Raw genomic sequence first — 14,187 nt, 5'->3', positions numbered from 1 at the left:
CATTAAAGCATGGGAGAGAAGATGGAGAAGAACAGTAAACCCGATTCTATCGAAAACGAAAGTGCAACAGAAGAACAGGAAAAGGCTCCTAAAGCCCCTGAACGTCCTTCCGTCGCTTTAATTATCGGTTCGGAAGGTATAAAATCCTTCTGCGCACTGCCTTTCATAGAATTTCTGCAGGAAGAAAAGGTAACTCTTGACCTTGTCATCGGGGTCAGCGGCGGTGCACTGCTGGCTGGATTCATGGGGGCAGGATATGATCTCAAGCAGATTCAGGAAGTCTTTTCCAAAACCGTAGACCCGCGTTTTTATACCGACGTAGACTATAATTCAGTACTTGAAATAGCCAGCACCGGCATGGGCAGATTCACTGCCGAATCCGGCATCCTTAAAACAGACTGTCTACGCCGGACCTATGAAACCCTGTTCAAAAAAACCGACATTTCCGATCTCTCTCCCAAAACCCTGATTGCCACCACCGACCTTGAAACCGGAAAACCGGTTATCCTTGATAAAGGCAACCTTGCACAGGCCATTTATGCCAGCAGCGCCATATACCCGCTCATGCCCCCGGGAAATGTTGACGGCAAGCGCCTCATCGACGGTGCTTTTTCTTCTCCGGTTCCGGTAATGGAATGCGTTAAGCGGCAGATAGATATCATTATCGCCATCTACTTTGACGATGCCTGCAACCCTGAACCGGACAGCTTTGTCTCAAGCTACTTCAACACCTCACGCATCTTCAAACGATCCATTCTCACCAGCCAGCTTCCTCTTTCCATCGATATGCACCACTATGAAATCATTCCGGTCTACATCAAACATCCCCGGCCCATCGAACTATGGGAAGTAAAGAAACTCACTGAAATCGTTCATGCAGGCAAAGTCGCCTTCACCAATAAAAAATCAGAATTCAAGGAAGCTGTCTCAGAATTTAAAACCAAGATGAAACTGCGCGAAGCAGAACGGCAAAAGAAAGAGGCGGAACTTAAACTGGAACAGGAAAGGGCTGCTGCTGAAGAGAAAAAACATGAAGAGGCCTTGGAAAGAATGAAACAAGGAACTTCTGCAGCGAAAGAGCCGGAGCAACCTAGGACTGAAGAATCTCCCAAAAAACGTACATTTAAAATAGTCAAAACACACAAAGACCGTAGGGGGAGCGGTGTATGAAAATTTTCGTATTGCTGCTGGCTATAATCTGCATGCCCGTTCCGCTGCATGCCGGAGAAATCGTACTGGGCGCTATGTTCGGGCTCCGGGGCAGTCAAGCTCCAACCGCTCAGGAAGCCTTGAACGGAGCACTGCTGGCGGTGCAAAAAATCAATAAATCCAAAAGCGATATTAAAATAAGAATCGAAGTTGAAACCTCCACAGGAGAAACAACAGGAATTCTTGACGGTGCAAATAAATTGGCCCAATCCAAAGGAATCGTTGCCGCTACCGGGATAATTGATGACAATGCAGCCCTCACCGCCGGACCGGCATTTCAAGCCGTCCAACTTCCATTTTTATGTACCGGTGCACAGGCAGACGCGCTCTCGCATATGGGCTCAAATATTTTCAGCCTTGCCGTTCCCGACATCAAAACAGGTCAGCTGCTGGCAGAGTTCACCAGCAATACAATGCAAGTCAGCAACATCATGCTGATCCGTTCTGACCTTGCTGACAGCACCGCCCGTCAGGCAGACAGTTACGCCCGTCGCTTCAAACGCAACGGCGGTAAAATTATGGCAGAGATACGCATTACCGAACTGGACCCGGATTTGTCTTTCATCAGCACAAAACTGCAAGAACTGACTCCCCCGCAACCAACGAACAGCACGGTGATAAATGACACCGTTGGGGTTAACGACTTTGTGGACAGCGCAGCAGGCATTACTATCCAGAAACGGGAAACTGATCCAGCCAAACCACAAGTGGAAACAGTTGTAATCTTCGCCCCGGCCAATATTGCCGCGAAAATACTTGGACAACTGCAACAAAGCGGACAGACTTATTCCATACTCGGAGGGACATCGTTCGATACTGTTCCCATGCAGCAGCCCATGCAGGATTATCCCTCAACCGTCTATTTTGCAGCTCAGGCGGCCATGGATAGTGAAGCACCGTTGGTACGTTCTTTTGTTGAGTCTTACAAAGGACTGTTCGGCAATCCTCCCCGGACAGGCTACGCAGCCCTGGGATTCGATTCAATCATGCTTCTCGCTGCAACCGCACAAAATCATGGCACCACCGCCACAGCAGTTCGCAATGGACTTGTCCAGATTAAGGACTTTGAAGGAGTAAGTGGCAAAATATCATTTCAAGGCAATGGAGCGGAAAAACCACTTTATGTGATGCAATTCGAGTCTGGTCAAAAATCCATGGCGACAATACTCAAATAATATCAACCTTTTTTTTCATTTTCGAAGCCGAATAATCATTCCTGATCAAGGCTTCGCCTCACGGCTCGAACCAATATAGCTATCAGCACTGCTGCGGCTGCCAGCACAGCCAGCATTTTCCAATTCACAGTACCCATGCGTACTCCGGAGGACAACAGATGCCCACCGGCAGTCATAAAAACGGTCTCAGGAATCAAACAAACAACACTCATGATCAGGAACGGCAGGAAGCGCACACCAGTTGCCGCCCAAAGATAGTTGGCAACAGAATAAGGAACCACAGGAACAATCCTGCTTAAAGCCAGAACCTTTAACGGATGCTTACGGCTGAGCATTTCCATTTTCATAAAATTCGGATCATTGCGAAATCTCTTAAACACCCGCCCGCGCAACACGAACCTTCCCAGAAGGAAAGACAAAGAAGACCCCACAGCCATGCTGACCAAACACATGACCGTTCCTTTCACGGCGCCGAAAAGGACTCCAGCTACCACCGTAAACAGTGTCTGGGGAATCACCAGCACCATTCCGATCACATTTATGACCATAAACAAGAAGGGAGCAAAGTTACCGCTGGCTTCAATCCATGCAGTGAGTGCGGAAAGGTGCCCCTCCCCGTAATGCTCCAACGCAAAAGAAAGGATACCCACGAACGCCATAATAACAGTAGCATGCAGAATCATTTTTTTTGAATGAGATTTTTTCGAATGCATATTCCCTCTTCACTTGACGCTTTAAATATCATACCTTCACGGTCGGAAGTTGACGTGACATCCATCAAGGATAAGGATAACACTCGCTGACCGACTCAATATTTAATTACTGAAAAAATTAATTTCAGAAAACAATAATCAGGGGAAAATATGCGCTACGAACTCAAACTCATGGACACCCTTTCCGGAACCGGATGCTTTGCCGCGTTCCCCGGTCCCAACCTGAGCTTCTCTGAAGTACTGACCTATCTGGAAGAACATCCATACGATGAATTCATGCACCGCCATATGCTGGACATGCTGGGCAAGCACCGCACCCGCAAAATCCAAAAACTGATCGAGGAAATCAAGGACGATCCTAAAAAGAACATTCTTGCCGCCCTCATTTACGAAGCAGTCATCACCCATCCCCGCCTTGACTCTCTGCGTTCTGAAGTAGAAGCAACCTTTGATGCGCAAGAACTCAAGGAATACAGCCCGACTCTGCACCTACGCTCCCATCTGTTGCCAGACCAGCCCCTGCATAACAAATGGACCGGTATTTTCTCTGAAAACATGGAAATGCATGAGGAACTGCCCACAATTGAAGAAGCCGGGATTGAACAGCTCTACATGAACGAAGAGCTGCCTTCCAAAGATTTCACTACCGCCTCCGCTATCCGAGAAAAACTGGAAAATGAATCAAAACTTCCCCCGGCCAAAGAGCGCGCACCCATCGAGGAAGTCACCGCCAATGCCAATAAGAAGCTTGAAGCTATCGGCGTATTCATGGGACCTCAGATGCGTCAGAAAGGATGCCTCAGTCCCTTTGCCGTGCTTCATCACTGGATGGTCGACAACCGCACCGACAACGGATGTTTGAGCAACTCCCTGCGCGCCATCCAGACCAGTTACGGCCGAGGATTCACCTATGAGCAGGCCTGTGTATCCTGTGCCATGGAAGTTGCCGAAAGGGTAAGTTCCTACGCAAGCATCGGCAAATCCGGCGTTGCCAACCGCACAGCATCCCTGCCTGTCAGCAAAGGATCATACGCTGAGATTTCTAAAGAAGTTCCGGCAATCAACCCCGATAACCTCGGCCTTGAAGCTCCTTACGAAGGTCAGGAAATCTGGTGGATGCCTGCAGAAAAATTTGACGGGGAAAAACATGTACAGGCAAAAGTTCCGGTACAGCATGTATTCCTGTTCTGTAACCTTGATGAGCAGAACCTGTTCAGCGGGCTCAGCTCCACCGGACTTGCCTCAGGAAACACCATGGCTGAAGCACGCCTAAGCGGACTGCTGGAAGTTCTGGAACGCGACAGCAACACCACCATTCCCTTTAATAAAGAGAGATGCTTCACCATTGAATCCGAAGCCCCTGAAGTCCAGAAACACCTTAATGCCATGCAAGAAAGCGGCATAAACGTATGGTTTCAGGATATGACATCCGAACTGGGCATCCCCTGCTACACCGCCTTTGCCGTGGGCAAGCACGGAGACATTAACAAGGGCGGCGGCTGTTCGCTTTCCGGCAAACGCGCCCTGCTCTCGGCACTCACCGAGATTCCATATCCGTTCCCCGGACCGCCCACTTCTGAAATTCCGGAAGGGCTTCCGGTACGCAAGCTGGAAGACCTGCCCGACCTGACCACCGGAAGTGCGGAAGGTGATGTAATGGTTATTGAAAACACTCTGGCAGCCAACGGATTTGCCCCCTACTACGTAGACCTTACCCGCAAGGATCTCGAGATCCCGGTAACAAGGGCAATCATCCCCGGACTCGAAATTGTTTCCGACCTCGATAAGTTCTCACGCATCAGCAAAAGACTTTACCGGAACTATCTCGACATAAAAAATCTTCTGTAATATGTTCTCTCTAAGCTTGACTACTTAAAAGACAAAGTATATCAAGCATTACTTTCCGTGCCCGGATGGCGGAATTGGTAGACGCAAGGGACTTAAAATCCCTCGAGCTTACGCTTGTGTGGGTTCAAATCCCACTTCGGGTACCACAAGAATAATATTGGCGGATTTTCTCTTGAAGGAAATCCGCCAAATTACTTTAAAAACATAGCACTTGTCTCAAAATGGGAAACAGCATGAAACATCCAAGATTAGCTTTAGATGACTTCCAGGCTTTAGACATGCAAAGCAAATGGAACGCTGAAAAATTCTTTTTTGACATTGAAACTCCTCATGCACTCTCCCAGCTGGCTGGTTATGCCAAATACAGCCTTTCTGAATTCGGACCGGTATATTTCAGAGGTCAATCTAAACATTATGGCGAAATGCGCCCAAGCCTTTTTAGGGGCATTGAACGTTCTGGAACAGGTGATGCTAGAGTAAGGCAACTTCAAGATTACATAAAATTGCAGGCAAAAGAAAATTCCATATTCATAACAAACACACCTGAGAATGCTTATGAACCGATACTACAACACTATGGATTCAAAACCAGATGGATTGATATTGTCGATAATATATGGAGTTCATTATGGTTTGCTTGTCACAAAGCAACCACTGCTGGAAAATATGGTCAATACCTACACTTTGAAGAAAATGATAATGAGTATTGCTTTATCTATCTTATGCAATTTGGAAACGAGGCTAGAAAAATTGGAGCCGGACATATAAAAACATCCACAGGAATGAATGTGATAGACCTTCGTACAGCAGCTCCATCAATGTACTTAAGACCTCATTCTCAACACGGACTTCTAGCAAGAGCTAGTATAATTGACGACACAACAATCAACTACCAAAATTACATAGTTCTAACTTTAAGAATAAAAACAACCAAAGCCCTTAAATGGCTTGGACAAACGCCCCTGACTCAAACACATTTCATGTTCCCCCCGGCAACAGTAGATCAAGGCTATCAAGTATTTCTCGATAAAAAAATGCCCACACACGACATTCTAGGCTGCATTCATTATATTGGAACATAAAGCTAATTATTCAAAAGGAGAAATACGTACAACCAAAATACCGATGAGAGCATCCCCCTTTACTTAACCTTACATTCAGTCACAATTTGCTTCACTCCATCAATGCTTACTGGCAAACTCATCTTGCTGTCAGAACCTTTAACCGTGCCATCGCCCAGCAGCACAACAAACGGCCTCCAATTGTCCACACCATGAGCGCGAACCTCATCAACTACCTGCTCGAAGATATCTCCGGCCAGATTTTCACTGATTAGAACGATGTCGGGCCTCAACAAAGAAACTGCCCGTAAACCTTTTTCAACGGTTTCACGGATGACCAGAGTGAAGCTGTTCCATTTGGAAGATATTTTCCGCATTTCATTAATATTTTCGGGGTCATCATCAATGCACAAGAGAGTAGGAACAGGTTCATCGGCTTCCACCTGTTCAGACTGTTCATCCACTTCAGTATTAATGGCAGAGTTTTCGTGTTCAACCATCGAAAATTCAAAAACCTCAGAAACCTTCTCTTTTAAATGATGACCGGCAGTAGCAATATGATCTACATTAGATCGCAATTTTTCCGGCAGAGCATCGTCACTCAATAAAACATCTGAAAATTCAACAATGGTATTAAGAGGGGTACTCAACTCGTGACTCATACGGGATAGAAACTCTGATTTTGCCTTACTTGCAGCAGCGGCAGATTCCATAGCTTCCTTGAGTTGCTCTTCAACAGACACTCTGTCAGTGATATCCACAAAATTCTCCAGCAGGTAAGTGTCCTCTCCCCGCTTGAACGGCACAACACTTTTTAAAATCGACTTACCGTTAGACAGCCTGCGCACGGCATGGTCAACTTCCTGCCCAAGATCAATAACCGGACACTTCCCTACTTCAGCAGGACAAATATATTTGTGGCAGACAGTTCCCAAAGCTTCTTCACGATTCACACCTATAAGCCGGGCTGCGGTTTCATTCATATCCACAATTGTATGAGTATCGGCAGCAATGACAACAACTCCGGCCTGCACTCCCTGCAAAACAGCATTAGTGTAATCCTGCTGACTCTTAAGACGTCTTTCCATCTCAATACGCTGACTTATGTCCATGAATGCTTCAAGAACAAGACGCTCGCCTGACAAGGTAATATAAGCGGCATTCTTTAACACCGTAACATCTTTACCTCTGGCGGTCTTAATCTTCACCTCATTCTCATAAGCCCCCCCGATATTATGTAAAAACGGACAGTCATGTTGAGAAGAAAAACAAAATACCTTATCGCAGCGATTACCGAGGACCTTTTCCGCTGAGTCAGCTTCAAAAAGCCGTAAGGCCTCAGAATTGACCTTGATAACCTCTCGCTTCTCATTGACGATAACCATCCCGACCGGGATTGAATCAAGAATGGTTTCAATGGCGGACTTGGCCTCTTCAAGGTTTCTGGCCTTGGATTCCCGATCCTCCAGAATAGTGCGAATGTTGAAAATAATACGAAAAAAAATGAACAAACAGGCCGGGATGGAGACGGCAAGAACTCCCAACCTTAAATTATTCATTCCGGTGATGGCTTGTTCCTTAAGCGAACTCAGCCTCTTTATTTCTATCTGAGTCTCATGAAAAATCTTACTGGATGATTCTCTCGCCCTGAGAATAAGGGCTTCAATCTGCATAACCCGAAAATTCAAAGCATCGTGGACTTTTTTCAATGAAGGACTATCATCCGTGCTAAGCAATTTGCGCAAAACAGAATAAATACCTTCGGTAGCTACTTCCAGCTCATAAATCTTGGGATTCAGGTCAATAACTTCCAGAACATATCCGGCTTCCTTTCCCCTGTGAAAGGAAATCAATTCGTCAACTTCATCCCTATCGTAAAAGTTAGCCGGAAAAGTGTTCTTAAAAGTTCCTCCCCCCTGCAGTACGGCCAAAATATCTTCAAGCTTGCTAAAGCTGTGATTAATATCATTATTGATGACCTCAACTTTACGCAGGTCGGTGGTATCGACCATCCTTGCAATACCAAGCTCCACCATGAGCAGCCGGTGCATGATGGCCTTACCCAGTTCGGAGCGGGCCTGCTGGCTCTCGATTTCGTGATTGTAGCGATCCAGAGAGTTCAACTGTACCCTGTCCACAACATAAATTACTGCAAAAGCGACAAAGAAAACCAAGCAAAGAAATAAAACTTTAGAAATAACCTGCTCCTTGAGCAGGCCGGAAAGTCTTCTACTTAACATCATATAATCCGTACTTATTAAATATGGCTTTGCCCTCAGCACTGGAAGCATACTCCATGAAGGCCTTGGAAATCTCAGGGTAACGGGAGAATCTCAGCAATCCGATTATCAATTTCTTTTTTCCAGCATACTTATCACTGATCGGCAGCACGCTTAAACTGTCGCTATTTTCCGGCCAAGTTGAAGTAGCATACCAGTTAATAACAAGATCCGCTTCTTTATCCTTAAGCACGCGGACAAGATCTTTCGAGTCTGTAGTCATCATCTGCACATTGTCGGCAACTTGGGCGAATATACCTTTTTTATTCAGAATTTTCTCAGTCTCACGCCCGATACTGCCACTTTCAGGATTACCGATAACCACATAGTAACCATTGTCGGCCATACTATCCAGATTACCAGGAATATTCTTGGGATTACCTTTTTGGACCATCATAGCGGCCTTATTGAATCCCACATGACCTGTATCCGTAACCAATCCCTGCTCAAGACATGCTTGAATATAAGAGCCGGAACCAGGGAGATAGAGATCACCTATCTTGTTAGCTTTAATAGATTTTAAAAGGTTACCTGAACCACCCTTGGTTATCAGCACCTTACAATCATATTTTTGTTCTATAATTCCCGCTATCTCGCTCATGGGCTTAATCATGGTAATGCCGCAGTAGATCAATAATTCTTTTTTCTGCTCAACTTTCTGCTGCTGGCACCCGGACATAACAGTCAACCCCAGTACAAGAAAGAGAGTGAGGACAAGTTCATTAATATTTTTAAATAGCTGGCACAATTTCATTTTTACTTTCCCTGATTCAAGTTTGCATATGTTGGCGAAAACAACTTATATCATAACATAAATTTGAATCAAATATTGAGAAACCTGCCTGAATGAGAGAATTAAGCTTCCACTTAGATTCACTCTGCCACAAAAAACTTGCATTTATCCCATCCATAAGGCACTCAACCCGCGGCGTCAGTAGCACGCCTGATCCACGCAATAATAAACTTTTCACCTTGAGGCCAATCACCATGGACAAACATCCCAAGGACTGGCGGTTTGCGCAGGCGAACAAAGAAGCCCTGCTAACTCTCGGGGCTTACGCCCTTTATTTTATCTGGTGGTACGTCTGTGCCTACGGCATGGGCAGCGGAGACCCGGACCAGTATGAATATGTCTTCGGACTGCCGGAATGGTTCTTCTACAGCTGCATCGTAGGCTATCCGCTCATCACCGTCCTGCTCTGGGCGTTGGTCAGATTCAAATTCAAGGATATGCCCCTTGATGAAGAAATTGACGAGATAAATAAGGAGCAGCAGTCATGAGCAACACAATGCTGACCGTCATCCCGGTAATTATTTATCTGGCGCTGTCATTCGGCGTGGCTCTGTGGGCACGCAATAAGGCTGAATCCACAACTTCCTCCAAAGGTTTTATCGAAGATTACTTCATCGGCGGACGCTCCATGGGCGGCATGGTGCTGGCTATGACCATTATTGCCAGCTACACCAGCGCCAGCAGTTTTGTCGGCGGTCCCGGCGTGGCTTACAAGCTGGGACTGAGCTGGGTTCTGCTGGCAATGATTCAGGTCCCCACTACTTTCCTCACTCTTGGCATCCTCGGTAAACGGTTTGCCATCATGGCCCGTAAAACCGATTCCGTAACCATCACAGATTTCCTGCGCGCCCGCTACAAAAGCGACGCTGTGGTCATCCTCTGCTCGGTGGCTCTGATTGTATTTTTCATGGCTGCCATGCTGGCACAGTTCATCGGCGGAGCAAGACTCTTCCAGACCGTAACCGGATACCCATACATTGTAGGTCTCGGACTTTTTGGGGTTAGCGTGGTCCTCTATACCGCCATCGGCGGCTTCCGGGCTGTGGTACTCACTGATGCCATTCAGGGGATTGTCATGGTTGTGGCTGTAGTGGTTATCCTGCTGGCGGTCATTAATGCGGGCGGAGGCATGGAAAACTGCATCCAGTCCCTCAAGGCCATTGACCCCGGCCTGATTACTCCCACCGGTCCCAAAGATGCTGTACCGCAACCGTTCACCCTTTCCTTCTGGGTGCTTGTCGGTATCGGAATCCTTGGTCTTCCTCAGACCACCCAACGCTGCATGGGCTACAAAGACTCCAAAGCCATGCATGATGCCATGATCATCGGCACCCTGCTCATCGGTTTTATGATTCTCTGTGCACACCTCGCAGGAACTCTTGGGCGTGCGATTCTTCCCGAGCTCCCGGCAGGCGATCTGGCTATGCCTTCACTCATTGTAGAACTTCTCTCCCCGTTCTGGGCCGGAGTTTTCATTGCCGGACCTCTGGCGGCAATCATGTCCACAGTCGACTCCATGCTTCTGCTGGTATCCGCAGCCATCATCAAGGACCTCTATATTCACTACCGTCTTAAGGGTGATGCTTCACGCATGACTCTGGTCAGCCTCAAGAAAATGAGCCTGATCTGTACCGTAGTTGTAGGACTGATGGTCTTCGTGGCTGCCATTGAGCCGCCGGACCTGCTGGTCTGGATCAACCTTTTCGCTTTCGGCGGACTGGAAGCGGCTTTCCTCTGCCCCATTGTCATCGGGCTGTATTGGGATAACGCCAACTCCACCGGAGCCATATCCTCCATCGTCATCGGCGTGGGGACCTTCATTGTGCTGACCGTCATGAAACCTGCCATGGGCGGTGTGCATGCTATTGTGCCGACAACATTGGCCTCACTGACCGCTTTTGTACTCGGCTCATATGCCGGACACTCCAGAACAAGGAGCAACCGGACTCCTGCATAAAAGGACTTACGGCAGTTATATCCACTATCCCGAAACAGGTCCGACATGTTTTCGTAACAAAGATAACGTAATTGCTAACTGCGAAGCATGTTTGGAAATAACTGCCACCTAATATAAAAGCCCTCCAGTCCGGGCACAGGAGTGAATAATATGGATATGCACCATCCTCTGAAAGTATATGAAGAGGAACTTTCCGAGCTTCAGGGTCTTGTCCTTGAACTCGGTAATCTGGCACTCGACCAGTTGGACAAGGCTATCAAGACCTTCGAGGACAATGATCCCGAAAACGCTGAAGCTATCGTTAAAATGGATGAAAAGATCAACGATCTTGAACATGAAGTGGACAAAATGTCCCTGATGATCATCACCAAGATGGAGCCTAAAGCCGCTGATCTTCGTTATGTCCTGACCGCCAGCAAAATTGCCTCCGACCTTGAACGTATTGCCGACTATGCCAAGAGCATTGCAAAGAAAGGCAAACGCGGCTTTGCTGAGGAACACACCCAGCATCTAGGCTATGTGCAGCATATGGGTCAGGAGTTAAACGCCATGCTCTCCAGCATCCTTGAAGCATTCAAGGAACTGAGTGTGGAAAAAGCACTTGATGTCTGGCACAGCGACAGCAATGTAGATGCCCTGTTCAAGGAAGGTGTAACCGGCATGAAAGACTGCGTGGAAGCTGAAGACCTCGAAGGGAAAGGATTCATCTCCCTGCTCTTCACCATGCGTTGTCTTGAACGTGTCGGCGACCATATCACCAACATTGCCGAGCATATCTATTTCATTAAATATGCTGAGTATTTTGCTGGAAAGAAATAAATTTGATTTTTTTAAAAGGAAAAGGGTGGGAACGCTGTTGTGTTTCCACCCTTTTTAAATTCAATGACGAAGCTGTTTAATAATAAAGATCAACAACTTCCTTGATCATTTCCTCATCTTCATAATCTTTCGAATTCTTAACCGAATCCATGAAAGCGTGGGATGCTTCATTATCCATGTCCCCGATGGCTTTCAAAGCCATAAACTTCTGAGTGTTCTCGTGTTCCCGATAATATTCTATGAGAAACGGAAGCTTTTCTTCCGCCTGTAGTATGCCCAGAGCGCTTACCGCGCAAGACTGGATCATGGTGTCATCATGCCTGGTCAGATTCATGAGTGGCGTAATAGCTTTCGGGTTATTGGTGTAGCCCAGCTCCAGTACCTTCAGGTAATTGTAGTCGCTGTCATCATCGGCTTTAATATCACGGACTAGACGCTCTACATCGGCATCGGAAGCAACATACTTCATCACATGCCTGTTGACCTTGGATGCAACCTCCTTGACCATCAGACTGATGGGAACGTTGTAGCAGGGATGCTCCACCTCACGGAATGCCCAGATGGGAACTTTGCCGTTTTTAAAATAACTGGTAATGCGGTGCTTCTCATTGCCATCATACAGGTCGGCACTGAAAGTCATAAAAGTAAAGTAGGGAGAAAATCCGCTGCTGCGGTGGTTACGGATGCGGTACTTGTGAATTTCCAGATTGACGGGGTGGGCTGTTGCACCGTCTTTGCCGATGTGAACGCCACGCATCTGCAACTCTTTTTCCAAATATTTCTGCAGGAACTCCACTTCATTGTTAATGTCCAGATAGGCGGTGAGAGTCCCTACGGAAAACTGTTTATCTTCCGCGCTACGTACGTCTTCAAGTGCAAAAACAACTTCCTCTTCAACCGGGCCGGAATAATCCACACTGGAAGGGGTCGGCGGAGCAACATTAAACGACTTTGAACAGCCTCCCAGCATCAGCAGCGATGCCGCAAGGCACAGAAACAGACCTTTCAAATTCATAATCTTCAATTCCTTTACTATATAATAATTAATATAAAACTAACGGATGCAATATTCCAGACTCAAGTTAATCTCAAGATAAATATAAAACTATTATGACAAAACAACAGGATCTCTGAGTCCAGTTTAAATCTTTTCCCCTTTACACTGCTATCCGTTTTGTCTAGTCTCTTCCGCAGCTGGGGGTGCCTTATCTGGCTGAGATGGCGTAATAGCCTGTCCCTTCGAACCTGATGCGGGTAATCCCGCCGTAGGGAAGCTACATAGATTCTGTAGTTATATCTATTGTTGCGCTCGCCCTACGTGGTGAGCTTTTTTTTTACGGAGTGAAAATGATCGTAAAATTGAATGGCAAAGAAGCCGAACTGGCCGAAAACATCACCATCCTCGAACTGCTGGATTCCAAAAATCTCACACCGGACACCGTAGTTGTTGAACTCAACATGGAAATCATCCCGGCTGAAAACTACGGCTCCACACAAATAAATGACGGGGACCACCTCGAAATACTGCGCTTTGTAGGCGGAGGTTGATTACAATGAACAACGATATTTTCAAACTGGGCGGCCTTGAATTCGAAAGCCGTCTGCTGACCGGAACAGGCAAATACGCCGACGATTCCGTAATCCCGGACGTCTGTGAAGCTTCCGGCTCCCAGATCATCACCGTGGCCCTGCGTCGCGTTGACCTCGAATCTGAGACCGGAAACGTCATGGATTTCATTCCCAAACACATGCAGCTGCTGCCTAACACTTCCGGCGCACGCACAGCCGAAGAAGCAGTCCGCATCGCCCGCCTTGCCAAAGCCATGGGTTGCGGTAACTGGATCAAAATCGAAGTCATTTCCGATAACAAATACCTGCTCCCCGACGGCTACGAGACCGCCAAGGCCACCGAAATCCTCGCCAAAGAAGGATTCGTGGTCCTGCCCTACGTGAACGCAGACCTCTACATCGCCCGCTCACTGGTGGATGCCGGAGCCGCAGCAGTCATGCCCCTTGGCGCACCCATCGGAACCAACCGCGGCCTGAAAACTCGCGAAATGGTGCGCATCCTGATCGACGAAATCGACCTGCCGATCATCGTGGATGCCGGAATCGGCCGCCCCTCCGAAGCCTGCGAGGCCATGGAAATGGGGGCCGATGCCTGTCTGGTCAACACCGCCATTGCTACTGCATCCGATCCCAAAATGATGGCTAAAGCATTCGGTAGGGCAGTAAAAGCCGGGCGCGAGGCTTACCTTTCCGGTCCCGGAGCAAAACACAGCCATGCCAAGGCCTCCTCACCACTTACCGGATTCCTGCACGAAGGATAAAAT

At 47.4% G+C, this 14,187-nt stretch carries 13 protein-coding genes, 1 tRNA gene and 1 riboswitch; of the genes, 10 read left to right on the top strand and 4 right to left on the bottom strand.

Translation table 11 applies throughout. The features are described from left to right. The first annotated feature begins 21 nt into the window (after positions 1-21). On the top strand, positions 22-1,170 hold the full coding sequence (locus ACKU40_RS02525; protein WP_320174969.1) for a patatin-like phospholipase family protein: 1,149 nt from the start codon (positions 22-24) through the stop codon (positions 1,168-1,170). Continuing rightward, positions 1,167-2,384 (top strand): ABC transporter substrate-binding protein, encoded by a 1,218-nt coding sequence (locus ACKU40_RS02520; protein WP_320174968.1) that lies wholly within the window; start codon positions 1,167-1,169, stop codon positions 2,382-2,384. The genes ACKU40_RS02525 and ACKU40_RS02520 overlap by 4 nt, the downstream gene beginning before the upstream one ends. A 35-nt stretch (positions 2,385-2,419) precedes the next feature. Here the strand turns inward: ACKU40_RS02520 and ACKU40_RS02515 are convergent, their stop codons facing one another. Then, complete coding sequence (locus tag ACKU40_RS02515) at positions 2,420-3,097, bottom strand: TVP38/TMEM64 family protein (protein WP_320174967.1); 678 nt, start codon at positions 3,095-3,097, stop codon at positions 2,420-2,422. A gap of 150 nt (positions 3,098-3,247) precedes the next feature. Here ACKU40_RS02515 and ACKU40_RS02510 point away from each other — a divergent pair, with 150 nt between their 5' ends. The 3 genes from ACKU40_RS02510 to ACKU40_RS02500 all read left to right on the top strand — a co-directional run bounded on the left by ACKU40_RS02510 (position 3,248) and on the right by ACKU40_RS02500 (position 6,027). Beyond that, the gene (locus ACKU40_RS02510; RefSeq protein ID WP_320174966.1) at positions 3,248-4,945 is read left to right on the top strand and encodes a YcaO-like family protein; all 1,698 of its coding nucleotides are present in this window, start codon (positions 3,248-3,250) and stop codon (positions 4,943-4,945) included. Between the two features lie 59 nt (positions 4,946-5,004). Next, positions 5,005-5,091 (top strand) — tRNA-Leu (locus tag ACKU40_RS02505). Positions 5,092-5,178: 87 nt separating this feature from the next. Then, complete coding sequence (locus ACKU40_RS02500; RefSeq protein ID WP_320174965.1) at positions 5,179-6,027, top strand: FRG domain-containing protein; 849 nt, start codon at positions 5,179-5,181, stop codon at positions 6,025-6,027. Positions 6,028-6,086: 59 nt separating this feature from the next. On the opposite strand, the gene ACKU40_RS02495 is transcribed toward ACKU40_RS02500, so the two are convergent. Next, a complete protein-coding gene (locus ACKU40_RS02495) occupies positions 6,087-8,249 on the bottom strand; it encodes a PAS domain-containing protein (protein ID WP_320174964.1) in 2,163 nt (720 codons plus the stop codon). Further along, the gene (locus ACKU40_RS02490; protein ID WP_320174963.1) at positions 8,236-9,039 is read right to left on the bottom strand and encodes a substrate-binding domain-containing protein; all 804 of its coding nucleotides are present in this window, start codon (positions 9,037-9,039) and stop codon (positions 8,236-8,238) included. Before ACKU40_RS02490 ends, ACKU40_RS02495 begins: the two co-directional genes overlap by 14 nt. A gap of 233 nt (positions 9,040-9,272) precedes the next feature. On the opposite strand from ACKU40_RS02490, the gene ACKU40_RS02485 reads away from it, so the two are divergent. The 3 genes from ACKU40_RS02485 to phoU all read left to right on the top strand — a co-directional run bounded on the left by ACKU40_RS02485 (position 9,273) and on the right by phoU (position 11,854). Continuing rightward, positions 9,273-9,566: a YhdT family protein gene (locus tag ACKU40_RS02485; RefSeq protein WP_320174962.1), complete on the top strand. Its 294-nt coding sequence runs from the start codon at positions 9,273-9,275 to the stop codon at positions 9,564-9,566. Beyond that, positions 9,563-11,035, top strand: a complete 1,473-nt coding sequence (panF, locus tag ACKU40_RS02480) for a sodium/pantothenate symporter (protein WP_320174961.1) — start codon at positions 9,563-9,565, stop codon at positions 11,033-11,035. Before ACKU40_RS02485 ends, panF begins: the two co-directional genes overlap by 4 nt. Positions 11,036-11,185: 150 nt before the next feature. Continuing rightward, the gene (gene phoU / locus ACKU40_RS02475) at positions 11,186-11,854 is read left to right on the top strand and encodes a phosphate signaling complex protein PhoU (protein ID WP_320174960.1); all 669 of its coding nucleotides are present in this window, start codon (positions 11,186-11,188) and stop codon (positions 11,852-11,854) included. Positions 11,855-11,930: 76 nt separating this feature from the next. Here the strand turns inward: phoU and ACKU40_RS02470 are convergent, their stop codons facing one another. Then, the gene (locus tag ACKU40_RS02470; protein WP_320174959.1) at positions 11,931-12,869 is read right to left on the bottom strand and encodes a HEAT repeat domain-containing protein; all 939 of its coding nucleotides are present in this window, start codon (positions 12,867-12,869) and stop codon (positions 11,931-11,933) included. A 171-nt stretch (positions 12,870-13,040) separates the two neighbouring features. After that, positions 13,041-13,143: riboswitch (TPP riboswitch) on the top strand. Positions 13,144-13,201: 58 nt separating this feature from the next. Between ACKU40_RS02470 and thiS the strand changes: the two genes are divergently transcribed. Next, positions 13,202-13,402, top strand: coding sequence for a sulfur carrier protein ThiS (thiS, locus tag ACKU40_RS02465; protein ID WP_320174958.1), 201 nt, complete (start codon positions 13,202-13,204; stop codon positions 13,400-13,402). Between the two features lie 5 nt (positions 13,403-13,407). After that, positions 13,408-14,184 carry a thiazole synthase gene (locus tag ACKU40_RS02460; RefSeq protein WP_320174957.1) on the top strand — a complete coding sequence of 259 codons (777 nt, stop codon included), beginning with the start codon at positions 13,408-13,410 and terminating at the stop codon, positions 14,182-14,184. Positions 14,185-14,187 lie beyond the last annotated feature (3 nt).

Origin of the sequence: Maridesulfovibrio sp. (assembly GCF_963666665.1) — a bacterium.
Lineage (GTDB): Bacteria > Desulfobacterota > Desulfovibrionia > Desulfovibrionales > Desulfovibrionaceae > Maridesulfovibrio.
This window is presented reverse-complemented; position numbering and strand designations above follow the sequence as displayed.